At 71.7% G+C, this 24,403-nt stretch carries 21 protein-coding genes; 9 read left to right on the top strand and 12 right to left on the bottom strand.

The features are described 5' to 3' along the window. Window positions 1-25 precede the first annotated feature (25 nt). The 7 genes from AMA02S_RS24130 to AMA02S_RS24100 all read right to left on the bottom strand — a co-directional run bounded on the left by AMA02S_RS24130 (window position 26) and on the right by AMA02S_RS24100 (window position 7,880). Window positions 26-1,594 carry a S1 family peptidase gene (locus AMA02S_RS24130; RefSeq protein ID WP_084265538.1) on the bottom strand — a complete coding sequence of 523 codons (1,569 nt, stop codon included), beginning with the start codon at window positions 1,592-1,594 and terminating at the stop codon, window positions 26-28. 203 nt (window positions 1,595-1,797) lie between these two features. After that, the gene (locus tag AMA02S_RS24125; RefSeq protein ID WP_067461678.1) at window positions 1,798-3,024 is read right to left on the bottom strand and encodes an ROK family transcriptional regulator; all 1,227 of its coding nucleotides are present in this window, start codon (window positions 3,022-3,024) and stop codon (window positions 1,798-1,800) included. Beyond that, complete coding sequence (locus tag AMA02S_RS24120; protein ID WP_067461971.1) at window positions 3,024-3,782, bottom strand: ATP-binding cassette domain-containing protein; 759 nt, start codon at window positions 3,780-3,782, stop codon at window positions 3,024-3,026. Before AMA02S_RS24120 ends, AMA02S_RS24125 begins: the two co-directional genes overlap by 1 nt. Before the next feature lie 118 nt (window positions 3,783-3,900). Continuing rightward, complete coding sequence (locus AMA02S_RS24115; protein ID WP_084265537.1) at window positions 3,901-5,184, bottom strand: sugar ABC transporter permease; 1,284 nt, start codon at window positions 5,182-5,184, stop codon at window positions 3,901-3,903. 13 nt (window positions 5,185-5,197) lie between these two features. Next, on the bottom strand, window positions 5,198-5,983 hold the full coding sequence (locus AMA02S_RS24110) for an ATP-binding cassette domain-containing protein (protein ID WP_067461677.1): 786 nt from the start codon (window positions 5,981-5,983) through the stop codon (window positions 5,198-5,200). A gap of 110 nt (window positions 5,984-6,093) precedes the next feature. Next, entirely contained in the window at window positions 6,094-7,173 is a 1,080-nt protein-coding gene (locus AMA02S_RS24105; RefSeq protein WP_067461676.1) for a sugar ABC transporter substrate-binding protein, read from the bottom strand. A 410-nt stretch (window positions 7,174-7,583) separates the two neighbouring features. Further along, window positions 7,584-7,880, bottom strand: coding sequence for a hypothetical protein (locus AMA02S_RS24100; protein ID WP_067461675.1), 297 nt, complete (start codon window positions 7,878-7,880; stop codon window positions 7,584-7,586). Between the two features lie 194 nt (window positions 7,881-8,074). Here AMA02S_RS24100 and AMA02S_RS24095 point away from each other — a divergent pair, with 194 nt between their 5' ends. Together AMA02S_RS24095 and AMA02S_RS24090 are read left to right on the top strand one after the other, a co-directional pair. After that, the gene (locus tag AMA02S_RS24095; RefSeq protein ID WP_067461674.1) at window positions 8,075-8,809 is read left to right on the top strand and encodes a hypothetical protein; all 735 of its coding nucleotides are present in this window, start codon (window positions 8,075-8,077) and stop codon (window positions 8,807-8,809) included. A 141-nt stretch (window positions 8,810-8,950) separates the two neighbouring features. Further along, window positions 8,951-11,482: a M14 family zinc carboxypeptidase gene (locus AMA02S_RS24090; protein ID WP_157430811.1), complete on the top strand. Its 2,532-nt coding sequence runs from the start codon at window positions 8,951-8,953 to the stop codon at window positions 11,480-11,482. Between the two features lie 50 nt (window positions 11,483-11,532). On the opposite strand, the gene AMA02S_RS24085 is transcribed toward AMA02S_RS24090, so the two are convergent. Next, window positions 11,533-12,141: an aminoacyl-tRNA hydrolase gene (locus tag AMA02S_RS24085; RefSeq protein ID WP_245667795.1), complete on the bottom strand. Its 609-nt coding sequence runs from the start codon at window positions 12,139-12,141 to the stop codon at window positions 11,533-11,535. A 213-nt stretch (window positions 12,142-12,354) separates the two neighbouring features. Between AMA02S_RS24085 and AMA02S_RS24080 the strand changes: the two genes are divergently transcribed. Together AMA02S_RS24080 and AMA02S_RS24075 are read left to right on the top strand one after the other, a co-directional pair. Further along, the gene (locus AMA02S_RS24080; RefSeq protein WP_067461671.1) at window positions 12,355-13,443 is read left to right on the top strand and encodes an Rv1352/Rv1906c domain-containing protein; all 1,089 of its coding nucleotides are present in this window, start codon (window positions 12,355-12,357) and stop codon (window positions 13,441-13,443) included. A 145-nt stretch (window positions 13,444-13,588) separates the two neighbouring features. Next, window positions 13,589-14,254 (top strand): TetR/AcrR family transcriptional regulator, encoded by a 666-nt coding sequence (locus AMA02S_RS24075; RefSeq protein WP_067461670.1) that lies wholly within the window; start codon window positions 13,589-13,591, stop codon window positions 14,252-14,254. A gap of 17 nt (window positions 14,255-14,271) precedes the next feature. On the opposite strand, the gene AMA02S_RS24070 is transcribed toward AMA02S_RS24075, so the two are convergent. Continuing rightward, window positions 14,272-16,395: an MMPL family transporter gene (locus tag AMA02S_RS24070; RefSeq protein WP_067461669.1), complete on the bottom strand. Its 2,124-nt coding sequence runs from the start codon at window positions 16,393-16,395 to the stop codon at window positions 14,272-14,274. Window positions 16,396-16,657: 262 nt separating this feature from the next. Here AMA02S_RS24070 and AMA02S_RS24065 point away from each other — a divergent pair, with 262 nt between their 5' ends. Then, window positions 16,658-16,888 carry a hypothetical protein gene (locus tag AMA02S_RS24065; RefSeq protein WP_067461668.1) on the top strand — a complete coding sequence of 77 codons (231 nt, stop codon included), beginning with the start codon at window positions 16,658-16,660 and terminating at the stop codon, window positions 16,886-16,888. Here AMA02S_RS24065 and AMA02S_RS24060 read toward each other — a convergent pair. The 3 genes from AMA02S_RS24060 to AMA02S_RS24050 form a co-directional block, all read right to left on the bottom strand. Further along, complete coding sequence (locus AMA02S_RS24060) at window positions 16,863-17,549, bottom strand: response regulator (protein WP_067461667.1); 687 nt, start codon at window positions 17,547-17,549, stop codon at window positions 16,863-16,865. The two genes, AMA02S_RS24065 and AMA02S_RS24060, sit on opposite strands and share 26 nt — an antisense overlap. Further along, the gene (locus AMA02S_RS24055) at window positions 17,546-18,757 is read right to left on the bottom strand and encodes a sensor histidine kinase (protein ID WP_067461666.1); all 1,212 of its coding nucleotides are present in this window, start codon (window positions 18,755-18,757) and stop codon (window positions 17,546-17,548) included. Before AMA02S_RS24055 ends, AMA02S_RS24060 begins: the two co-directional genes overlap by 4 nt. 238 nt (window positions 18,758-18,995) lie before the next feature. Further along, window positions 18,996-19,295 (bottom strand): Dabb family protein, encoded by a 300-nt coding sequence (locus tag AMA02S_RS24050; protein ID WP_067461665.1) that lies wholly within the window; start codon window positions 19,293-19,295, stop codon window positions 18,996-18,998. 244 nt (window positions 19,296-19,539) lie between these two features. On the opposite strand from AMA02S_RS24050, the gene AMA02S_RS24045 reads away from it, so the two are divergent. From AMA02S_RS24045 to AMA02S_RS24030, 4 genes are all read left to right on the top strand, one after another. After that, window positions 19,540-21,195 carry a bifunctional lysylphosphatidylglycerol flippase/synthetase MprF gene (locus AMA02S_RS24045; RefSeq protein ID WP_157430810.1) on the top strand — a complete coding sequence of 552 codons (1,656 nt, stop codon included), beginning with the start codon at window positions 19,540-19,542 and terminating at the stop codon, window positions 21,193-21,195. A gap of 390 nt (window positions 21,196-21,585) precedes the next feature. Beyond that, the gene (locus AMA02S_RS24040) at window positions 21,586-21,996 is read left to right on the top strand and encodes a hypothetical protein (RefSeq protein ID WP_157430809.1); all 411 of its coding nucleotides are present in this window, start codon (window positions 21,586-21,588) and stop codon (window positions 21,994-21,996) included. 296 nt (window positions 21,997-22,292) lie between these two features. Beyond that, the gene (locus tag AMA02S_RS24035) at window positions 22,293-23,132 is read left to right on the top strand and encodes an SMP-30/gluconolactonase/LRE family protein (RefSeq protein ID WP_067461662.1); all 840 of its coding nucleotides are present in this window, start codon (window positions 22,293-22,295) and stop codon (window positions 23,130-23,132) included. A gap of 59 nt (window positions 23,133-23,191) precedes the next feature. After that, window positions 23,192-24,364 (top strand): serine hydrolase domain-containing protein, encoded by a 1,173-nt coding sequence (locus tag AMA02S_RS24030; protein WP_067461661.1) that lies wholly within the window; start codon window positions 23,192-23,194, stop codon window positions 24,362-24,364. Window positions 24,365-24,403 lie beyond the last annotated feature (39 nt).

Below are 24,403 nucleotides of genomic sequence, written 5' to 3'. Positions count from 1 at the left end.
GACCGCCAAGGGCCCTGCCGTCAACTCAATTCGGGCAGAAGCTGCTCTGATAGCCGTCGGAGCGGCGTCCGTCGGCGTCGAAGACCGTGACCGAGACGTAGGCGTTTCTGCCACGGCCGCATTTGCCGGTGATCTGGACGTAGTTCTGGTCGTAGCGGTTGATCCGGCGGGACGTCAGGGCGTCCGTGCTGACCTGGACCGTGTCGGGGTCGGTGCCGCCCTCCCAGTAGAGCACGCACTCAAAGGAGGCGTAGGGGATTCCGTCGGGGTCGGGCCCGCCGAACGCGTCACAGACGAACGTGGTGATCTCCGGGGGCGGGGCGGGCGGTGATGTTCGGGCCACCAGGAGTTCGAGGTTGAAATCGAACAGGGTCTTGTTGATGGGCGTATACGAGGTGATGCATGTGGTCCTGCCTTTGGTGACGCCGAAGACGGTTCCCTGAGCCTGGCCTCCGTTGGCACTGATGACCGGGCTACCCGAGTCGCCGGGTTGGCTACAGAAGTCCGCGTCGTTGTAGCCGGTGATTCTCACCGTCTCACCACTGGCGAAGCTGAAGGTGTCCGTCAGGCCGATCTCAAGCAGGCGGCCGCAGCGGTAGACCCTGGTCTCGTCGCCGTAGGAGCAGATCACGTCGCCTCTGCCCGCCGCCTGTGATCCCAGTACCGGGATGGTGCCCACAGTGGTCCGCATCAGCGGCAACGGTTGGTTGTTCGCATCGAGCCGGACGAACGCCTCGTCCACCAGCGGCTCCGACCTCGGGGGGTTGAAGGTGGTCTGGGCGGCGAAACCGACCTCCCGGCCTGCGATGCTGATCGGCTCACCGGCGACACGGGCGCAGTGTCCCGCGGTGACGAAGCCGTTGGAACCGACGATCGGATTGACGCCGAAGCCCGCGGTGCATCCGTTGGGCGAGGACCGGCTCGTGAAGCCGTCGCCCGCGATCACGTCGGCGGTCGGCCGACGCGACCGGCGGCTCTGGTCGTAGGCGACCAGGGAGGCGGGCACGCCGGCGGCGGTGACCCACGCCGCCGCGGCGGCCTGCTCACCTGGCTCGGCCGCGACAACCAGGCGGTTGTGCTCGGGGTCGATGTGCCATCCGTGCGCGGCGGTGCTGGGCCGCTTACGGGCGTGGTCTTGCAGTTTGAGCTGTGCCCTCTCCAGTTCGCCGAGGCTGTGGGTCACCAGCGTGGGCATGGCGCCCGCGGCGCGGACGGCCGTCGCTGCGCGCTGGTCGGTGACGGCGACCATCAGCGACGAGCCGTCGCCGTTCATCCAGGTGCCGGCGAAGTGCCGGCCCGCGGCGCGGCGGGCCCGCGGCTCGACTGCGTCGGCGGCGTGCTGGCGGCCGAGCCGGGTGATCGCCTGACCGCGGGTCAGGTGCAGGTCCCGCTGGATGGCCTCGATCAGCTTCGGTGACGTCCGTGCCGCTTCCTCGCCCACACCGGGCGTCGGTACCAGCAGGACCGGACCCGAGCCGGGGGCGGGGCCCGGATCGGCCGCTGCCGGACGTGCCGGGGCCACGGCCCCGGCCAGCAGCATGCACACCGCCACCAACACGGCGGGTAGGGGTGAACGGACCAATGATCTTCGCATCGGACACCTCGGAATCGTGCGACATATCGAGCATGGAGGTATTCGCCGCTCGATACCGCATGGATCAAGGTCCACCGGAAATCGGTCTGCGCGACCGGCGGAGGACGGGAGCAAGCCCGAACGGCGAAGCAAAGCCGAGTCCCACCGGGCAGCGCGCTCCGCCGCCGACCAAAGCGCTCAGTCGGAGGTTCCCGTACCGGGCACTAGACGGTCGAGCCCTCTGGGGCCTTGAGGCGCGCCAAGACTTGGATGGGGTCGGCCAGGACCTCGGCGAAGGCGAATTCGGCGGCGCCTACCAGGGTGGTGTCGTCACCCAGAGCGGCGGTGCGGAGGCGGACGTTCTGGCGGGGGGCGGCGAGGGCGTTGGTCGCGAGGACGCTGCGGACCTGCGCCGCGGCGCCGAGGTAGATGTCGCGGAGCGTCCCACCGAAGACGACGAGGCCCGGGTTGAAGACGTTGACGAGGTTCGCGACGCCGAAGCCGAGCCAGGTGCCGACGCGGTGGAGGGCCTCGCGGGCGACGATGTCGCCGCGGTCGGCGGCGTCCACCACAGCGCGGACGGCGTCGCGGCCAGTCTCGCCGGGAGTCTCCTCGCGGTCGGCGTGGGCGAGCAATGTCCGCTCCCCCACCTCGGCCTCCAGGCAGCCGCGCGACCCGCAGGCGCAGGGACGCCCGCCGGGATTGACGACCATGTGCCCGACCTCGCCGCCGTAACCCTCATGGCCGCCGAGCAGCCGGCCGCCGACGATGAGGCCGCCGCCGACGCCGACGTCCCCGTGCAGGTAGATGAGGTCGTCACAGCCGACGCCCGCGCCGCGTTCGTGCTCGGCGAGCGCGCCGAGATTGGCGTCGTTGCAGATCAGGACGGGCAGCCCGAGGCCGAGCCGGCGCGACAGCGCGTCCCCGAGCCGCAGGTCGCCGATGTCGAGGTTGGGTCCGAACATGATGGCGTGGTCCTCTCGGCGGACCGTACCGGGGAAGCCCAGCGCCGCCCCGACGCACACCGCGCCCCGCTCGGCCTTGCGGACGAGCGACCGGGCACCCGCGGCGAGCGTGCCGACCAGGTCGGCGGGGTCGGAGCCGCGGGCGCGGGACGCCTCGCGGCGGTCCAGGACGACGCCGCCGAGGCCGACGCGAGCGATCACGAGGCGGTCGACGCCGACCTCGAACGCCAGCACGTACACGCGGGTCGACTCCGGCCGCACGACGAGGGACGGGCGGCCGGCGCGCCGTCCCGGCTTGCGGGGCAGTTCCTCGCGGACGAGTCCGGCGGCGGTGAGATCGGACGTCAGCGCCATGATCGTGCTGCGGTTGAGCCCGAGGGACTCGGCGAGCGTCGCGCGGGAGGCGGGGCCGCGCAGGTGGACGAAGCGCAGCAGCGTACCGAGGTTGTGCCGCCGGATGTCCTCCTGGGACGGGCCCGCCTTCATCATCGGCGCAGCCCCAGGGCGCCGCTGGCGCCCGAGGTGATCAGTTCGACGACCTGCCGGTGGGTGACGTCGGCGGTCCGGACCTGGGCGACCATCCGGCCGAGGTACAGCGCGGCGATCCGGTCCGAGACGGCGAAGACGTCGTTCATGTTGTGGGAGATGAGCACGACCGCGAGGCCCTTGTCGGCGAGCCGCCGCACGATCTCCAGGACCTGCTGGGTCTGCACGACGCCGAGCGCGGCGGCGGGCTCGTCCAGGACGACGAGCCTGCTGTCCCACAGGACGGCGCGGGCGATGGCGACGGTCTGCCGCTGCCCGCCCGACAGCGTGGAGATGCGCCGCCGGACGGAGCCCATCGTACGGACCGACAGGCTGGACAGGGTCGTGCGCGCCATCTCCTCCATGGTGTCCTCGTCCAGGGCGAGGCCGCGGCGCCGCTCCCGGCCGAGGAAGAGGTTCTCGACGATGTCGAGGTTTTCGCAGAGGGCGAGGTCCTGGTGGACGACCTCGATGCCGAGCGCGGCGGCGTCGCGGGGGTTGGCGACCCGGACGGGCGCGCCCGCGAACCGGTACTCGCCCGAGTCGGGCGGGTGGATGCCGCCGATGCATTTGACGAGCGTCGTCTTGCCGGCGCCGTTGTCACCGACCAGCGCGGTGACCTCGCCCGGGTGCGCGGTGAACGCGACGTCGTGCAGGACCTTGACGGAACCGAAGCTCTTGTCGATGCCGCGCAGGTCGAGGACGGGCGTCACTGACATGCCGAGAGGCTCCCACCGTGCCACACCGCCGTCCCGCGCCGAGCGGTCGTGGGTGGTGAGCGTATCAGCCGCGCTCCTCGGCTCGAAAGCGGCCGCGCCGTCGCCCGCGGTCACGGCGTCACCTTCCGGTGGCCGACCGGCGGCGCCTGGCGAGCGCGTCGATGCTCGCGGCGAGCAGCAGCACGACCCCGGTGATGAGGAACTGGAGGTACGCCTTCGTGCCGAGCAGCCCGAGGCCGTTCTCGATGATGGCGATGACGAGGCCGCCGAAGACCGCGTCGCGGGCCTTGCCGCGTCCGCCGAACAGGCTCGTGCCGCCGATGACGGCCGCGCCGACCGCGTACAGCAGCGTGTTGCCGCCGCCCGCGTCGGTGGTGACGGAGTTGAGCCGGGACGCGGCGACGATGCCGCTGACCGCCGCCATCCCGGACGCGATCATGAAGACGGAGATCCGGATGCGGGTGACGTTGATGCCGGCGCGGCGGGCGGCCTCGGCGTTGCCGCCGACGGCGTAGATGTGCCGTCCGTAGGACGTGCGGCCGAGCACGAACGTGCAGACGATGAGCAGGACGCCGACCAGCGGCACGCCCCAGGGGACGCCGCCGAGAGTGATCAGCGGGCTGGGTGCGCGGTCCAGGCTGAGCAGGTAGGTGCCGAACAGGACCGCGAGGGCGACCAGGCCGGACTGGACGAGCACCAGCTCCAGCGGACGGGAGTGCAGCCTGCGGACGTGCTGGCGGCGCCAGCGCAGCAGTTGCGTGCCCGTGTACCCGGCGACGCAGGCCCCGGCGAGCGTCCAGCCGAGCCAGATCGGCATGTTCTTGTTGGCGAGGGCGTCGATGACGCCGTCGCGGACGGGCACAGTCCCGCCGTCGCCGATCATCCGCAGCGTGACGCCCTGCAGTCCGAGGAACAGCGCGAGCGTGACGACGAACGACGGTATCCGCACCACGGCGACCAGCCAGCCGATCAGGGTGCCGATGACGATGCCGATCGCCACGGACGAGATCACCGCGACGTACCAGGGCTGTCCGGAGTCGGCGATGAGCTTGGCCATCACCGCCGCGCAGACGCCGCTGGCGACGCCGGCCGACAGGTCGATCTCGCCCAGCAGCAGCACGAACACCAGGCCCATCGCGAGGATCGTGATGGGCAGCGCCTGCGTCGAGAGGTTCGCGATGTTGCCCTTGCTGAGGAACGTGTCGGGCTTCAGCGCGGTGAACAGCGCGACCAGTGAGATCAGGCCGAGGATGGCGGGCAACGCGCCGAGTTCGCCCGCGCGGATCCGGCTCCGGTAGTCCAGCAGGGCCGACCGCAGGTCGTGCTCTCGGCCGTCGATGGCGAAGTCCGCGTCCGCCAGCTGCACGGCGGTCTCCTTGCCCTCGGGGATGTCGGTGGACACCTCGCGTCCTCCTTCAGATGCTCTCGGCGGCGGTCGTCGGCGTAAGGCCGAGATCACCGGAACGGCCGGCGGTGATGAGCTCCACGACCTGGCCGTGGGTGACCTCGGAGCGGGCGACGTCCGCCGCGACGCGGCCGAGGTAGAGCGCGGTGATCCGGTCGGCCACCTCGAAGACGTCGTTCATGTTGTGGGAGATGAGCACGACCGCGTGTCCGGTGTCGGCGAGCCGCCGGACGAGGTCGAGGACCTGCCGGGTCTGCGCGACGCCGAGCGCGGCGGTCGGCTCGTCCAGGATCACGACCTTCGACTCCCACAGCGCGGCCTTGGCGATGGCGACGGTCTGCCGCTGCCCGCCCGACAGGCTCGCGACCTGCTGCCGCACCGACGTCACGGTGCGGACCGACAGCCGGGCGAGGGTGCTCCTGGCCGCCTCCTCCATCGACGCCTCGTCCAGCACGATGCCCTTGCGCCGCTCGCGGCCGAGGAACATGTTCTGGACGATGTCGAGGTTATCGGCGAGGGCGAGGTCCTGGTAGACGACCTCGATGCCGAGGGCGGCGGCGTCTCGGGGACCGCCGATCCGCACCGGGCGGCCCTCGAACTCGACGCGCCCCGAGTCGATCGGGTGGATCCCTGCGATGCACTTGATGAGGGTGGTCTTGCCGGCGCCGTTGTCGCCGACGAGGGCCATCACCTCGCCCTGCGGGGCGGTGAAGTCCACGTCGTGCAGCACGTGGACGGGGCCGAAGCTCTTGTTGAGCCCGGTCAGGCGGAGGACGGGGTCACCGTTTTCTGCCACGAGTTTCCTTCCAGGGTTCGGCGTCGTGCCCGTGGCGGGCCCGGCGGACGCTCCGGATCCCGGAACGGCCGGTACAGGGGTGGGCCCGCCACGGAGTTCGGCGGGTGGATCTACTCCACGCCCGCGTCCTTGCACTTGGCCGCGTAGGCGCCCTTGCACAGCTCGGAGGTCTTGACGAAGCCGTCGTCGACGACCTGCTTGATGTTCTCCTTGGAGACGCCGATCGGGATCAGCAGCACCGACGGGACGTCCCGCTTGCCCTGCGGGTCGTTGGCGGTGCCGTTGGTCTGGCCCTTCTCGCCCTTCAGCAGCGCGATGGCGAGTTTGGCGGCGGCGTCCGCCTCCTGCTTGACGGGCTTGTAGACCGTCATGCACTGCGTGCCGTCCAGGATGTTCTGCAGGCCCTGGAGCGTCGCGTCCTGCCCGGTGATGGCGACCTTCCCGGCCTCACCGTTCTTCTTGACGATGGCCGCGGCGGCGTTGCCGAGATTGTCGTTGGCGGCCACGACGCCGTCGATCCTGCCCTTCTGCTCGGTCCACATCTGCTCGAAGATCGTCGCGGCCTTCTCCGGCTTCCACAGCGGGACGGCCTGCTCGGCGACCTTCCTGTAGCCGGTGACCTTGTCCAGGACGCTGTGGGCACCCTGTGCGAACAGCGTCGCGTTGTTGTCGGTCGGGGAGCCGTTCAGGTAGGCGATGTTCGCGGGCTTGTCACCCAGGCACTTCTGCAGGCCCTTGCCGAGTTCCTGGCCGACCTTCACGTTGTCGAAGGAGACGTAGTAGTCCGCGACGCCACCGAGCGTGAGCCGGTCGTAGTCGATCGTCTTGACGCCCTGCGACTGCGCCTTGCGCTGGACGGCGGCGGCGGAGTTGGAGTCCAGGCCGTCCACGACCAGGACGGTCACCCCGCTGGTGATCATCTGGTCGGCGATCGTCTGGAAGCGCTGGGGGGAGCCCTCGGCGTTCTGGATGTCGTACTGGACGCCCGCCGCCTTGAACGCCTGCTCCAGGTAGGGGCGGTCGAAGCTCTCGTAGCGGGTCGAGGACGTCGTGTCGGGCAGGATCACGCCGACCTTGCCCTTGGCCGAGCCGGAAGCGGCCTGCGAGTCACCGGAGTCGTCGCCGCACGCGGTCAGCGCGAGCGCCGCGGCCGCGGACAGGGCGGTGAGGCTGAGGATCCCCTTGCGCATAGTCCGGGTCCTTTCGGGGGATGGTGGCCGCGGACGCGGCAAGAATGTTGTGTCCCGCAACTTATGTCGCACTTGTCTGGCACACCAGACCCACCGCCTCGCCGATTTGTTGTGGGCAATAACAATCTCGTAACACGAGATCAGTTGGCGGAGGGTCCCAGCACAGCGCGGCAGCCCGGCGCGGGGCCATGACCGAAGAAGCGCGCCGAGTGGACGCCCGAATGTTTGGAGCCTCAACATTCCTTCGACACGGCGGTCAACCCGCGACGGGACGGCGAGGACTGCGAGACGTGTCGGCGCGATGGCGGGCCCGGCGCGAGGGGCGCGCGTGCGGGCGGGGGGACGCCCCAGCCGTGATCATGCAGGGGGCCGCCGGAGTGGGCCGGGGCCATGCTGCATGATCACGTCGTTCAGCGGGCGGCGAGGACCAGCGCGACCCGGTCGGCCGCGGCGGCGACGTCGTCGGCGGTCGCGATGCGCTCGGCCCACGACCACCAGTACCACCATCCGTCCGCGCCCTGCTCCGCCAGGATGTTCTCCGTGAGGGCGGACGCGTCCGGGTTCATCACGTGCAAGCTGGGCGACTGGCCCCGGGGCAGGGTGAGACGCACCCGGAAGCCCCGCTTGGCCAACTCGTCGCCGAGCTCTTCCAGATATTCGATCCGCGTCCTCGAAGGTGCGGCGGTTCCCGTATCGTCAGGCGTCATCCTCGTCTTCCTCGTGGACTCCGCGCGGCCCGACGAACACTCACCCTTCCGTCTCCCCGGCCCGACCGCAAGCACTTCGGGCAGGTCAGCGCGGGTGCGCTGGACGGACGGGCAGGCAGGGGCACGCGTCCCGGGTGTCGGGGACCCTATCCGGGATATCTTGCGCCTAACAGGCGAACAGGAAGATGGGGGCGATGATGACGGTGAGCGCGGGGTCGAATCCGGAGCGGACCCGGCCCGACCAGCAGCTGCCGGACCGCTCCGGCACCGGTTCCCCGCCCCCTGGCGACGCCACCATGATGGACGCGCCGGCCACACCGGCCACACCGGCGGCTCCCGTCCCGCCGCCGGCGCCGCCCGTCCAGCCCGCAGCCACGCCACCCGCCGGAGGATCCGGTACCGCGGCGCGGCAGGGCGGCCAGAGCTGGCACCGGATGCACTACGCCGTCGGGGTGTTCCTCCTCGCCTACGGCGTGACCGGGCTCGCGACCGCCGCGCTGCTGTGGGGCGACCGGCGCGACGAGTTCGAGGCGTACTTCGCCTCCGGGCCCGCCGTCGGCCTGCTCGTCCTCGTCAAGGCGGTCGAGGTGCTGCTCGTCCTCATCACCGCGGCCGGGCTGGCGCGCCGCCGGGACATGTGGTTCGTCGCGCCGCTGGCGGGCTGGATGGCGGGGTTCGCGATGTTCGCCGTCCTGGACGTTCTCAAGGGACGGTGGGGCGGGCTGCTGGAGCATGTCCTGTACCTCGCGGGCTTCGTCGTCCTGCTGTTCCTTTCCTACGGGCTGAGCGCCAAGGCGCAGCTCGCCGCCGCGGCGCGGGCCAGGCGCGAGGCGGGCGGGGAAGCGGCCGGGGACGGGCTCGGGGAAGGCCGCCTGACCCGCACGCAGGAGTTCGCCCTTTCGGCGATCAACCGGCTCCCCCGGCGCTGACCGAGGCATCCAGGCCGCAGCGCACGACGATCCGGCACCACCGATCACTGGCGCATTGCTCGGAGTAAAGAACGACGTCGCGGGCGATCTTGGCAACAGTTGCCCTTGGGGACGGGGTGACCCGCTGCGAGCTTGGGCCCCATGAGAGCGAGAAATCTGGCGTGGTCGGCGGTGCTGGCCGCGTCCCTGGTGGCACCGGCGTCCCTCGCGACGTCCGCCGCCGCGCAGTCCCCCACCGCCCCGGCCGCGCCGCCCGGCTGCGACCCGACGCAGACCACGCCGGTCTACCGCGGCAAGGTCCCCACCCCCCGGCAGGTCCTCGGCTTCGACCTCGGCGAGCGGCAGGCCACCGCCGCCGAGTCCGATCTCTATCTGGAGACGGTCGCCGCCAAGAGCGAGCGCGTCGTGTCCGGGACGCTGGCCAGGACGGCGCAGGGCCGTCCGCTGAAGTACGCCATCGCCGGACGGCCCGAGGTGGTCTCCCGCGCCGGTCTCGCGAAGACGCGGCGCGAGGCCGGGTGGCTGCGCGACCCCCGCACTCCGGACGCCCTGGCCACGCGGATCGCGGCGCGCGGCGTCCCGATCCTGTGGGTCAGCGGGAACGTGCACGGCGACGAGCCGAGCGGCACCGACGCGGCCCTGCGGGTGCTGCGCGACCTCGGCGACCGCACGGACTGCGCCGCCGACACCATCCTGCGCAACGCACTCGTCGTCGTCCTGCCCACGCAGAACCCCGACGGACGCGAGCTCAACACGCGCCAGAACGCCTACGGCTTCGACATGAACCGCGACTGGTTCGCGCGCACCCAGCCGGAGACCGACGGCAAGCTCGCGATGCTCAACCAGTACCCGCCCGCGCTCTACATCGACGCGCACGAGATGGGCGGCACATCGTACTTCTTCCCCCCGAACGCCGATCCGGTCTACCACGAGACGCCGGAACAGGCGGTCGGCTGGATCAATAGCGTGTACGGCGCGGCGATGGCGGCCGAGTTCACCCGCCAGGGCATCGACTACTTCAACCGCGACGTGTACGACCTCTTCTACCAAGGCTACGGCGACTCGGTTCCGACGACCGCGTTCCACGCCGCCGGGATGACGTACGAGAAGGGCGACGGCAGCCCGTACCCCGAGCGTGTGAAGGAGCAGTACCTCACGCAGTGGGTGTCGCTGTCGGCCGCCGCGCGCAACCGGCACAGAATTCTCAGCGAGTGGCGCCAGATGGCGGTGGACGCCTACGAACAGGGCAAGGCGGGCCGCCTGGAGCCCAACCAGATCTACAACCCGCCCAACCAGGTCGACCGCCCGGTGCCCGCACGCAAGGTCCGCGAGTACTTCCTGCGGGATGACGACCGGGCCAAACGCGCCGAAGTCCGCACCATCGTGCGGAGGCTCCAGCGCATGGGAGTCCGGGTGGAGCGGCTGGTCCGACCGCTTACCGTCCCGGACTTCACGGCGTACGGACGTCCCGAGGCGAGCACGACACTCCCCGCGGGCACATACCGGATCTCCATGGCGCAGGGCCAGAAGCACTGGATCCAGGCCATGCTGAACGAGGACTCCTACACGCCGTTCCCGTACTTCTACGATGTGACGGCGTGGAGCATGCCGCTGCTCGGCAACGTGTCCGGCGGCTCGTCCGGCGCCGAGCTGCGCCCGAGATCCGTCCCGGTTCCCGTGCTTCCCGCGCCGCGTCCGGGCCACGACGGGCGGGCCCCGGCGATCGGCGTCCTCCAGCTCTCGACGACGACGTCGGCCGCGCGCCAGTCGGTGGGCTGGCTGCGCCAGCGCCTCGACCGCGAGTGGAGGCTGCCGTACACGCTGCTCACCCCGGCCGACGTCGCGGCGGGCCGGCTGTCGGGCGTCGAGGTCCTGCTGACGCCGAACGGGCCCGCCCCCGCGGCCTACACCGCGCTCGGGGACGCCGGCCGCGCCGCGCTCCAGAACTGGGCGAAGGACGGCGGTCGCTACGTCGGCTGGCAGGGTGGCACCCAGCTCGCCGCGCGCCTCGGTCTGACCACGGCGACGCTGGCCGAGCCGACGTCCGACATCCCGGGCACGATGTTCCGCGTCACGGTGGACGCCTCCAGCCCGCTCGCCAGGGGCGTCGGCCGGACGGCGTGGAACTACACCTCGTACGACCCGGTCATGAAGGCCTCCAGCGGCGTCGTCGTGTCGTACCCGGCGGCCGGATCCCCCGACTGGTTCGTGTCGGGATTCGAGAAGGGCGGGTCGGAACTGGGCGGCACCGCGGCGGTCGTGGACCAGCCCGTCGGGAAGGGCCGCTCCGTCCTGTTCGCGGCGGAACCCAACTTCCGCGCGTTCAGCGACGGGACGGCCAAGCTGCTCTACAACGCCATCCTCGGCCGCGACCCGAGGAACGCGCCCGCACCGCAGGCGTCGGCGACCGCGAAGGCGGCGCAGGAGGCGGCGCAACTGCCGTACTACGAGTCCCCGATCCGCGTCTCGGTGGGCACGGCGGACGCGGCGACGACCGCGTCGGTCCTGCGCTCGGTCGGCGCGACGTGGACCGAGCGCCGCACCGGTGACGCCGTCCACTACGTCATCGACAACCCGCACGGACTGTCCGCCGACCACCACCCGTTCGCCGGCCGCCTGCCGTCCCTCATCAGAAAGGCGGGAATCGTCCCGATTGCGGTCACCCTTCCCTGACCGTGCCCGTGCGGCGGGTCGTCGTCATGACCTCACGACGACGACCCGTCTCACCGCGGGAGCCAGGCGATGGCTGTCATCGTGCCGGGCGGGACCTCGGTGAAGCCGCCGTCGCGGACAACGGCCGTGGCGCGCTTCACGCAGTCGCGCCATGGGACGTCCCGCGCCAGCCGCACGCGTGCGCCTCCCTCGATCCAGGCCGCCACGTGCCTGCGGCGGCCCTGGCGCAAGAGAAGCTGGGCCGCGTGCCCGCACTGCGCGGCGGCCTTGCCCGTGGTCATCGTGACGTCGGGGTTGAGGGCGATGGCCGCGTACGGAGGCTCGGGTCGCGGTCCGGGCTCGCCTTCCTCCAGGTCGAGTCCCGCGACCTGGAGCCTGGCCAGTTCGGGCGGGACGTCCGACACCGCGGTCGGCACGAAGGCGCGCACCTCAGCGCCCTCATGGGCGACCGTGACGCCAGGGAGCTTCTCCGCTTCGGGCCAGCGCACTCCGCGCGCGCGCCGCGTCACCTTACGAATGCGACGTGACTCCCACTCGCGGACGGCGGCGCGCCACTCGCCATCGGATTCGGCCGCGCGCGGGTCGGTCAGCAGCCGGACGACCGCCATCGCCGCCGCCTCGCATACAGCACCGTGATTGGGCGGATCCGTCTTCTCCACGCGTACAACAAGCTGCATCGCCCAGGGCGGATCGTCGAGGGGGTCGGCATCAGGAGGGAACGAGTCGGGTCGCACCCATGGAGTATTCCAAACACCCGGCCGAGGACTTCGTCCAGGCGGATGTGGGTACTGCAACTCTTACGGTCCCCCGAACGTCAGTTCTGGTGCGGGGGGCGGGAGGGCACGGCGGAGGAGTCGGGTCGGAGGTCGCCGGTGACCAGTGGCACGTGGAGCGATTCCATCCCGGGAATCGGAACGTTTTTTGTCGGCATCGACGTCGCCCCGGGTCGCTACCGGTGCGACGACGGCAAGGGCGGCTGGTGGGTCCGCTTCACCGGGCCCGGCGGCGGCGATCCGGTCGGCTCCTGGCCGCTGCCGTCCGGCCCCACCGAGATCGAGATCTCTCCCACCGACTTCGCGTTCGAGACGCACGTCGGGACCTACTGGCGGCGGATCGCGCCCGCCCGCGCCCCCGGGGACGGCCCTGTCGCCGAGCCCCGTCCGGTCGCCGACCCGACGCTGCGCGCCGAACTCGACACGCTCGTGGCGCGCCGCCGTCCGCTGCTGTGGCTGGCGCCGCTCACGGTTCTCGGCCTCGGCCTCGTCGGCTCGCCGCTGCTCGGCTCCCTGTGGCTGCTCGCGCTCGGCATGCTCGCCGTCCTGGTCGCGCTCGGCACCCCGTCGGTCTCCCTCGACCTGCGCCGCGCCCGCGAGCTGGATCGGCGCCGCGACCGCTACCTCACCCCCGACGACTTCGACGGCCCCGGCCGCGCGCTGCTCGCCCGTGTCCAGGCCGCCGTCGACGCCGTCCGCGACTCCGAGGTCAACCGGGAGGGCCTGCTGGACACGGTCGACAACGCCGTCACGCTGCCGCGTCAGGAGTGGGAGATCGCGCAGGTGCTCGCCCGGCAGTCGAAGCTGCGCGGCGAGCAGGAGGAGATGGCCGGCGCCGCGGACCTTCCCGAGCTGACGGCGGCACTGCGGCCGCTGCGCGAGAAGCTGGACATCTCCGTCGAGGCCGTCACCCGGCGGGTGGAGGCGCTGGAGCGCTACGCCGACCGCGCCCGCGCGGCAGACGATGCCCTCCGCGCCCACCGGCACCTTGAGGCGCTCGCCGAGAAGGCCCACGAGTACGACGAGCTGCTGGCCGACACCGTCCGCGACGATCTGGCGCTGCCCGCCATCGAGCGGCTGACCGAGCAGTCCGACGCGCTCGTCCGCACGCTCCGCGCCCGGCTGGCCCAGGCCGCCGAGGCGGGAGACGAGCTCCCGCCGCCCCAGAGCGAGCCGGAATCCCGCTGACGGTTCGACGGCCCGGTCTACTCGGGCGGGCGGCGGGCAGGCGAGGCTGGATCTCGGACGCCGCCGCTGAACGGCTCGTCCAGGTGGCGCTCACGGCCCGCCCCGCAGACGAGCAAGCGGTTGGGCGACCCGGCATACTGAGGAGGTGACCACGAACGCTGATCCCGGAGGACCCAGGACCCGCGCCCCCGGCGAGGGCGGCGGCCGGCGCCGTGGCAAGGGCTCGCCCGCCCTGGCCTCGGAACGGCGCGAGCACCTGGTCCGGCTTGCGGCCGAACTCTTCGCGGAGAAGGGGTTCCAGGCCACCACGGTACGCAACATCGCCGAGGAGGCGGGGATCCTCTCCGGCAGCCTCTACCACCACTTCGACTCCAAGGAGTCGATCGTGGACGAGATCCTCGCCGCCTTCTTCGACGAGATCATGTCGGCCTACCAGGGCGTGATCGACGAGGGCCGGAACCCGCGTGAGACCATCGCCGGCCTCGTCCGGATCGCCTTCGGTACCCTCGAACCGCACCGCGCCGCCATCACCGTGATGCAGAACGACTGGAACTACCTCAAGGGGATGGACCGGTTCGCCTACCTGACCAAGTCCGAGGACGAGGTCGAGAAGCTCTGGGTGGACACCATCAGGGCGGGCCAGGCGGACGGGTCGTTCCGCGCCGACATCGATCCGAAGCTGACCTACCGGATGATCCGCGACACCGTCCGGGTGGCGGTCCGGTGGTTCAGGCCTGGCGGCCGCCTCGACGCGCAGGGCCTCGCCGAGCACTACCTCAAGGTGATGTTCGACGGCATCAACACCCACTGAACCGCCGCCCCCTACCCCTACCCCGAGACCCCCACGCCGGGACGGGCCTCACCGTGCTCGTCGTGGGCCGGCAGCAGCCGGGCGAGCGGCCGGGGAAGCCACCAGTTGGCCTCGCCGAACACCTCCATCATCGCCGGGACGAGCACCATCCGCACGACCGTCGCGTCGATCAGGATCGCGACGCCGAGACCGAGGCCGATCTGCTTGACCGCGATGTCCGCGCCGAGCAGCACCGACAGGAACACCATCACCATGATCGCGGCGGCGGCGGTGATCACGCGGGCGGTGCGGGCGAGCCCCTGCGCGACGGCCTCGCGGGTCTCGACGCCGCCCCGGTGCACCTCGCGGATGCGGGAGACGAGGAACACCTCGTAGTCCATCGAGAGCCCGAACAGGATCGGGAACATCATCAGCGGCACCCACGTGGTCACCGGCAGGTCCGTGGGGAACCCGAGGACGCGTCCCGCCCAGCCCCACTGGACGACGGCGGTCAGCACCCCGTACGCCGCCGCGATCGACAGCAGGTTCATCAGGGCGGCCTGCAACGCGACGGTCACCGACCGGACGAGCGCGACCAGGAGCAGCAGCGACAGCCCGACGACGACCGCGATCAGCCAGGGCAGCCGCGTGCTCACCTCGTCGGCGAAGTCGATGGACGCCGCGTTCGGGCCGCCGACGTAGGCGGTGACGCCGGTCCCCGCGGTGGCGCCGGGGATGACCTCGTCCCGCAGCGTGTGCACGAGACGCGGCGTCTCCTCGTCCTGCACGCCGGTCTTCGGGAACGCCATGATCATGGAGGCGGCGCCGTCGGCGCTGGTGCGCGGCGGCTGGACGGCCGCGACGCCCGGGGTCGCGCGGACCGCGGCGGCGACGGCCCCGGCGTCCCCGCCCTGCGTGACGATCACCAGGGGCGCGGCGGTGCCGGGCCCGAAACCCTCCGTCAGGATCCGGTGGGAGGCGTACCCGCTGGTGTTGTGCGGCTGGGTGCTGGAGTCGGGCAGGCTCAGCCGCATCGACAGGGCGGGGGCGGCCAGCACCAGCAGCACCGCGGCGGCGGCCAGCCCGGCGACGGCAGGATGGCGCTGGACGGTCCGCGCCCAGCGCTCGGCGAGCGGCCGGCGGGCGCGGCCGAGGCCGGGCACCCGGAACCGGTCGATGGCGTGCCCGGTGAAGCCGAGCAGCGCCGGCAGCAGCGTCACGGCGCCGAGCATCGTCATGAGCACGGCCAGCCCGGCGGCGACCGCGACGCCGTTGAGCAGCTTCTGCTGCATCACGAACAGCCCCATCAGCGCGATCACGACGGTGGTCCCGGCGAACAGCACGGCGCGCCCGGCGGTGGTGAGGGCGATGACCGTCGACTCCTCGGGATCGTTCCCGGCGTGCAGTTCCTCGCGATACCGGGTGACGATGAACAAGGCGTAGTCGATCCCGACACCGAGCCCGATGAGCGCCGCCACGACGGGGCTGAAGGACGGTGCGGGCAGCACGTGCCCGAGCAGCGCGACCAGCCCGAGCCCGGAGCCGATGCCGAGCAGCGCCGTGAGGATCGGCAGGCCCATCGCCAGCAGTGACCCGAACGCGACCAGCAGGATGATCACGGCGGCGAGGACGCCGATGCCCTCGGCGAACCCGCCGCCGGGCGTCTCGGCGGTGTCCACCGCGGCGCCGCCCATCTCCAGCCGGACGGGCCCGTCGCTTGAGCGGACGTCCTCCAGCAGCTTCTTGACCTCGGCGACCGGCATGTCCTCGGCGGTCACGTCGAGCGCGGCGGTGGCGAACGCCGTCCGCCCGTCCGCGGAGATCTGGCCGGGCGTGTCGTACGGCGAGGTCACCGACGACACGTGCGGCGTCCGGCCGATCCGCTCGATCGCCTGTCTCACCCGCGCTTGGACGTCCGGCGTCCGCACCCCGCCGTCCGCGCGGACGGCGAGGGTCACGCTGTCGCCGCTCTGCTTCGGGAAATGGTCGTCCAGCAGCTTCTCCGCCTTCGCCGAGCCCGAGTCACCGCCGGAGAAGTCGTTCAACGGGTCGGCCGCGAAGCCGAAGCCGAGGACGATCACGGCGATCGTGCCCGCGATCCACGCGGCCACCGTCAGGCGCCGCTTCCGATAGCAGAGCCGGGCGAGCCTGGCCAGTCTCATGGGGAACCACCTTCGCGGACGTACCGCTCGCAGGGGACAGTTGTGTTCCCGTTGAGCCTGTCCCCCGGAGGTGCGGCGGGGCATCCGGCGTGCGACGTCATCCGGTCTGTCGGATACTTCGGTTGGAGTACGCCCGGCGCGGTATCCCACAGTGGGACGTCCCCAACCCCCATAGTGTGCTTAGTCACAATTTGCCGAGTAGGGGTGACACTTTGGCCCATGGGGACGCTGTTACCGGAGACGGCTACGGGGGGAGGACGACATGACGGCTCAACGAGGCGCCGCCGGTCGTGAGGAACCCACGCCCGCGGCCCTGCGCGCCGCCACGGCGCGGGGTATGCAGGAACAGTTCCCGGGAGTGCGCGTCTGGTACGGCGAGTCCACCGGGTCCTGGTGGGCCCTCGTCCCCCTGCGGGAGGGTCCCCGGCTTCTGGAGGCACCTTCGCCCCAGGAGCTCCGCGAGGAGATCATGAGCGCCCGGAACCGGGGATGACCAGCCCCGACTCGTACGCCAGCACGACCAGCCGGACGCGGTCACGGACCCCGAGCTTGCCCATGGCCCGGCTCACGTGCGTCTTCGCGGTGAGGGGGCTGACCGAGAGCTCGCCGGCGATCTCCCCGTTGGACAGCCCCCGCCCGACGAGCCGCACCACCTCCCGCTCCCGCTCGGTGAGGGCGCCGAACGGATCGGCGGGGGGACGCGCGGACGGCGCGGACGGGGCCGGCCGGCGCGTGAGGAAACCCTCGATGACTGCGCGCGTCACCGCGGGTGCCAGCAGCGACTCCCCCGCCGCGACCACCCGCACCGCGTGCAGCAGGTCGGCGGGCTCGATGTCCTTCACCAGGAACCCGGCGGCCCCGGCGCGCAGGGCCCGGTAGACGTCCTCGTCCTCGGTGTAGGTGGTCAGGACCACCACCCGCACCGCGGCGAGCGCCGGGTCCGCGGCGATGCGGCGGATCGCGGTGAGCCCGTCGATCTCGGGCATCCGCAGGTCCATCAGCACCACGTCGGGCCGCAGTTCGCGGGCCAGCGCCACCGCCTCGCCGCCGTGCTCGGCCTCGCCGACCACCTCGATGCCGTCGGCGGAGCGCAGCAGCATCCGGAACCCGGCGCGCACCAGTGACTGGTCGTCGGCGAGCACGACGCGGATCACGGCACGCCGCCCGCCACCTCCGCGAGCCCGCCGGCGCCCGCGTCCGCGAGAGGCACGCGCCCGGTGGGGAGGCGGGCCCGGACGCGGAAGCCGCCGGACGGGCCCGGGCCCGCGCTCACGGTGCCGCCGAGCGCGCGTGCGCGCTCGGCCATGCCGTTCAGGCCGTGCCCGCCGCCGGGGCCGGACGGCCCGTCGCCGTCGTCGGTAACCTCCAGGTCGAGGCCGTCGCCGGTGTAGGCCAGGCCCACGCGGACACGCACGTCCGGCCCCGCGTGCCGCAGGACGTTCGTCAGGGCCTCCTGGAGGATCCGGTAGGCGGCGTGGTCGGCAGGTGCATCGAGCCCCTCCGGGCGGCCTGTGACGTCCAGTGTGACCGGAACGCCGGACGCCCGGACGGCCGCCAGCAGCTTCGGGAGCCGGTCGAGCCCGGCGGGGCCCTGGCCGCCCACGTCCGCCCCGGAGCGCAGCATGCCGAGCGTGGCGCGCATCTCCTTGAGCGCCTCCTTGCTGGTCTCCCGGATCGCGGCGAGCGCCGGGCGGAACTCCTCGTCCCGCTCCCCGAGGACGTGCAGGGCGCTGCCGGCCTGCACGGTGATGGTGGCCATGCTGTGCGCGACGGTGTCGTGCAGTTCGCGGGCGATGCGGACGCGGTCCTCGGCCACCCGCCGGGCGGCCTCCACATCGCGTTCCTCCTCGGCCAACCGCAGCCGCTCGCGCGTCTCGGCGGCCAGCGCGCGGCGGCTCCGCACCACCTCCGCCAGCAGCATCACGGTCACGGCCAGGGCGGTGTGCGTGACGAAGGTCGCCAGCGCCTCCAGCGGCTCGCCGTTCTCAAGGCAGACGATGACATAGCCGGCGCTGAAGTAGGAGGCGCAGACGCCGACCGCCCAGCGGGCGTGGCCCGCGTAGACGGTCGAGTAGAACGGGACGGCGAGCAGCGCGGTCGGCGGGATCCCTGGATATCCGAACGAGTAGTAGACGAACAGTCCCGCGCTGGACAGCAGCAGCGCGGCGATCGGGCGGCGCCTGTGCAGCACCAGCGGCAGCGTCATCAGGACGCAGATCATGTACGCGCGCGCGTCGGCCGGCGCCGAGTGTCTCTCGTCCGACTCGTGGATCATCATGGCGACGACCGTCCCGACCGCCAGCGTGACGCCCGCGTCCAGGAGTGGGCCACGCCATCGCGCAGGACGATCGAGGATCTTCACCCGCCAACCGTACGACGATCGCGCCCGAAGTGGAGGCGGGTCAGGGACGGATCAGGGGCGACTCAGGGACGGGTCAGGGATGCGGGCCGCCCGCCGGGAACGGGGCGCGATCCGTCCCGGCGGGCGTCTCGAGAAACTAACCTGAAGAATGCTCATATACAAGCGCTTGCTAGGCATTCGTCCAGACCAGGGCCACTCCGGGCCGATCGCGGGACGCGGTTACAGCACGTACTGGCGGTTACAGCACGTACTGGATCGCCGCACGCGACGCCACGATCGGCGTGATGAACTGGTCGACCACCGCGCGGTGCGCCGGATGGTCGCGGTAGGTCAGATAGGCGTCCTTGTCGGCGAAGTCGGCGACCACCACGAAGTCATAGGACGCGGAGTTCACGCCCGCGTCCGCGCCGAGGCTGTACTCCCGGATCTCCGGGATGACGCCGGGCAGCTCGCCGAGCCGGGCCGCGACCTCCTCCTGCTGGCCGGTCGTCGTTCCCTCGGCCCACATGAACATCACCACGTGCCGAAAACCACTCATGGCAGCACCGTAGCGCCGCACGACGATGGATCGGACGGAACTGCGGGTTGCCCCTTCCGGACGCGGGGTAATAGACCTCATCGAAGAGGCGAAAAGGCACCTCTTCGTCGTCGCGGGACCAACCGGACGACACAGTGCCGGTGCGGCGAACACGGCGGAGACACCGCGGCGGGGAAAGAGCAACGTCCGGTCCGGGGAATGAGTTCCAAAGGATCATGGTTGTGGGCTCAGCGGAGGTGTCCTCGTGCAACCAGTGGATTCGTGGCGGCGAGCGCGGCCCACCTGGCCGCTCGCGCTCGCCACGGCGTCCGTCTCCGCGCTGGTCGCGGTGCCTGCGGTGGCGCGCTCCCCGCACTGGCTCGACCAGCTGTCCCTGCTGGTGACCGGCCGCCCGCTCGCGCCGGCGCACGCCGTCGCGCTGGCCCTGGCGATCGCGCTGGTGGCGCGCGGCGTCCTGCTGCGGCGCCGCGCGGCCTGGTACGGGCTGCTCGCACTGGTGACCATGGGCCTGCTCGCCGTCCTCGCGGGCGACGACGCGCCCTGGCGGCTGCCGCTGCTGGCCGCCGTGCTGGTGGTGCTGTGGATGCGGCGCGATCGGTTCCCGGTGCGTCCGCACCCCGAGCGCGTCCGGACGGCGGTGCGGACGGCCCTGGCCCTGGTGATCGTCGCCATGGCCGGTTCAGTGCTGCTCGGCGGCGTGTCGATCAGGTCGGCCGGACGGGACGTGGCCAGCGGCCTCGGCGCGACCGGCGCGCCCATCGACGGCGCGTCGTGGCTGCCCGGCGTGCTCGGCCTCGTGGGCACCGCGGGGCTGCTCGTCCTGGTCGTGACGCTGCTCGCGCCCGACCCGGCGCCGCCGCCCGGCGACGACGGGGAACGCGGCCGGGTCGCGCGCCTCGTCGCGCATCCCGGCTCCGACACCCTCGCGCCGTTCGCGCTGCGCCGCGACAAGACGTATGTGTTCAGCCCGGACGGGCGCGCCGCCATCGGGTACCGGGTGCTGTTCGGCATCGCGGTGGCGGGCGGCGATCCGGTCGGCGCCGCGGCCTCGCAGCCGGCCGCCGTCCGCGCGTTCCTCGCGCTGTGCCGCCGGACGGGTTGGCGTCCCGCCGTCCTCGGCGCCAGCCCTGACCTGCTGCCCGCCTGGGGGCGGCTGCGGTCGTTCGGCTACGGCGACGAGGTCGTGGTGCGGCCCGGTGAGTTCACGCTGTCGGGCCGGCGGATGCGCAACGTCCGGCAGGCGGTCGGGCGCACCACGAACGCCGGCGTCACATCCGGGATCGTCGCCGAGCGCGCCCTGACACCCGAGCTGCGTTCGGACCTGCTGGACGTGGCGTCCCGCTCGCTCGGCGGCGCGGCCGAGCGCGGCTTCTCCATGAACCTGGACGAGTTGCTCACCGGTCACCATCCCGGCGGGATCGTGGCCGTCGCCTACGACGCGGACGGACGGCCGATCGGCTTCCAGCGGTACGTGACCGCCGGGCAGGGCATCAGCCTGGACGCGATGCGCCGTGCCCCCGGCGGGCCAAACGGCGTCAACGAGCGGCTGATCGTCGAGATGATCGGGTATGCCCGCGAACACGGCCACGGGGTGGTCTCGCTGAACTTCGCCGCCTTCCGGGAACTGCTGGACTCGCGGCACCGCGGCGCGCTGGAGAGGATCGGCTACCGGGCTCTCCACCTGCTCGACCCGCTGATCGCGGTGGAGTCGCTGTACCTGTTCGACAAGAAGTTCCGGCCCTCCTACAAGCCGCGCTGCATCGTGTTCCGCTCCTGGTTCGACATCGGCTGGCTGGCCGCGGCGCTGCTCACGCTGGAGTTCGGCCGCACCCGGACCCGTCCGGCCCGCGCAGCCGAGGAGGCCGCGGGCGAGCCCGTCCACCACTTCGGCCGTCCCTGAACCCGTCCGCGGGGCACCGGGTCCGGCCGAGGTCGAGCACGCCCGGCCGACCAAGGCGGGCCGATAATGGACTCACCGCCGAATCGACCTTCTTTTCAGTGGGGTCCGTAACTCGCATTTCAACAATCCCCGCCTCGGTGAGCTGCGATAAATATCCGGCCTACTCTGTCAAGAGTTGATATGTGCTTCGGGGCGTACGATCCTGGTCGTCGTGGAAGGCCGCAAGATCGACTTCCATGCGATGTCACACGGTGCAAGTAATCCCCTTTTCAACAAGTTCGACGCGTGCTCGTACCACCAGGTCACCGACACCGAGGTCTTCTCGCCCTGACGTTATCGGTGGGTCCTTTCCGGTCGCCGCGTGCGAAGGAGGTACATATTGTGGGCGGGATGACATGGCCGGTTCTCCTGGTCACGGTACTCGCCTTGGCGATCAGCGGCCCGCAGACCGCCTCCGCGGCCGCTCGGCGCGGGCACGCCGCGCCCACCCTGAACCAGACGGTCCTCATGGTCTGGAAAGGCGTCAGCGGAGACGAGCGCGTCTGGTGGAACCAGCGACAGAACGGCCAGTGGTCGACGTCACAAAAGATTTCTGACGCCGCCATCGGTTTCGGCCCGGCCCTTGGACTGAGGCAGTACGACCTACGCGGCGTCGAGCCCGTCATGCTCTGGAAGGGCGTTGAAGGAGACCAGCGGATCCGGTGGAGCTCTCTCAACGGCGGTTCCTGGAGCGGCCCGGAGGTCGTGCCGGGCGCGTCGAGCAGTTTCCGTCTCGCCCTCGGCAGTGCCTATATCAGCTGACCGGACGGCGCCGCAGCGGCGCCTGAGATGTGCACCCGGGCTGGCACATGTGAGCGACCACCCAGGCGGGAGTGGTCGTGACACGAGGACCCGGTGTGCGCCAGGCGGCCCGTGCGGGCGAACTGACCGCACGGGCCGCCCGCACGGCGGTCATCGTGATGCCCCGCCGGTGACCCGCGTATCCGCCCTCAGCGCGCCGGAATGAACGTGAGAAGAGGGAGCCGTGCTGTCGATACGGGTGGTGGCCGTTCGTGTAGGTGTTGAGACACCGGCACGCACGAGGGGCTGTGAGGGAAATGAACGAGGTTCGGACGGTGCTCGCCGGGCGTGGCCTGGTCGAGTCGCCGCGCTGGCACGGTGACCGGTTGTACTTCTCCGACTGGTCTTCGGGTGAGATCGTCGTCACCGGCCTCGACGGGGCCGGGGAGGTGTACGCGCGGGTGGCGTCGGTGCCGCTGTGCACCGCCTGGCTCCCGGACGGACGGATGGTGATCGTTTCCTCCCAGGAGAGGAGACTCCTTCGCCGGGAGCCGGACGGATCCTTCTTCGTCGTGGCAGAACTGGGCGAATCAGGATGGAACGACATCGCAGTGGACGGGCGCGGCAACGCCTACGTCAACCGGGTCGGTTTCGACCCGATGGCCGGTGAGCAGTTCAGGCCGGGGTTCGTCCACCTGGTGGCCGAAGGGTCGGTGCGCCAGGTCGCCGACGACATCGCCTTCCCCAACGGGATGGTGGTGACACCCGACGACTCCACCCTGATCGTCGCGGACTCCTACCGGCACGAGCTGGTGGCGTTCGACATCGGCGCCGATGGCGACCTGGCGAACCGGCGCGTCTGGGCCGCGTTGGGCGAGGGCACGCCCGACGGCATCTGCGTCGACGCCGAGGGCGCCGTCTGGTACGCCGACGTGCCCAACGAACGGTGCGTGCGCGTCGCCGAGGGCGGCACCGTGCTGCGCGTCGTCGAACTGGACCGCGGCGGGTTCGCGTGCACCCTGGGAGGTCCCGGCGACAGGACGTTGTTCGTCGTGGCGGCCGAGTGGCAGGGGATGACCGCGCCGTCGCCGGTGGTGCCCGGCTCGGGCCGGGTCCTCGCCGTCGACGTCGACGTCCCCGGGGTGGGGCGACCCTAGCGTCCCGGTCGCCGGAATCGTCGAGCATGATTCTAGGAACCTTCCATGAGAGGACGCGCATGAGCAGCACTGTGCAGGGGCACTGCGACCCGGCGTTCGCCTCCGTCCGCGACGTGTTCGAGCGGAACTTCGCCGCGGGACGTGAGCTCGGTGCCGCCGTCGCGGTGTACGCGGGCGACCGCAAGGTGGTGGACCTGTGGGGTGGTGTCGCCGACCGGCGGACGGGGCGCGGCTGGCGGGCGGACACGCCCTGCTTCGGGTTCTCCTGCACCAAGGCGGTGACCGCCGCGGCGGCGCTGCTGCTGGCCGAGCGCGGCGCGTACGAGATGGACGGGCCGGTGACCGCGTGGTGGCCGGAGTTCGGGGCGCGGGGCAAGGACGGCACGACCGCCGCGCATCTGCTGTCGCACCAGGCCGGCCTGCCGGCGTTCGCCCGCGCCGTCTCGGCGGAGGAGGCGGCGGACGCCCCGGCGCGCGCCGCCGACCTGGCTTCGCAGGAACCCGAGTGGGCGCCCGGCACCGCGCACGGCTACCACGCACTGACCTACGGCTGGCTGGCGGGCGAGATCGTCCGGCGGCTGTCGGGTCGGCCGGTCGGCGCCTTCGTGAAGCAGGAGTTCGCGCGCGGGCTGGACCTGTGGATCGGCTCCCCCGACGAGGTGATCGAGCGGGCCGCGAAGCTGTCGGCCGGACGGCGCGTCGGCGGCGGCGCCGATGTCCTCCTGGTCGCCGAGGAGGGCGACGTGCTCGACCGGCTCGCCGGTGCCTACACCGACAGGCGGAGCAGACTCAACCGAGCGATGAACAACCCGCATCCGGGCAAGGGCGGCTACAACAACCCCGTCGTGCTGCGCGCGGGGTGGCCGTCCGCCGGGATGATCACGACCGCTCCCTCCTTCGCCGCGTTCTACCGTGACCTGGTGGCGGGCCGGATCCTGCGTCCGGAGACGTTGCGGGACGCGATCCGCCCCCGGGCGACCGGCCCCGACCGGACGATGATCGTGCAGAGCTCCTTCGGGCTCGGCTTCATGCGCCCGGCCCAGACGTTCCGTACCCCTGCGGCCGGACGAGTGTCGGCGTTCGGGCACACCGGCGCGGGCGGCTCGATCGGCCTGGGCGACGTCGAGGCCGGGCTCGCGCTCGCCTACCTGCCGAACCTCATGGGCGACCAACTCTCCGGCGACCTTCGCGCCCACCAGTTGACCGAGGCCGCGTACGCCTCCCTGTCCTGAGGTCCTCGCACATTTGTCCCGCCGCTGGCCGAGACCATC

It is taken from the genome of Actinomadura macra NBRC 14102, from assembly GCF_001552215.1.
Lineage (GTDB): Bacteria > Actinomycetota > Actinomycetes > Streptosporangiales > Streptosporangiaceae > Spirillospora > Spirillospora macra.
Note: the sequence above shows the minus strand (reverse complement) of the source record. Positions and strands in the feature narration are given on the sequence as shown.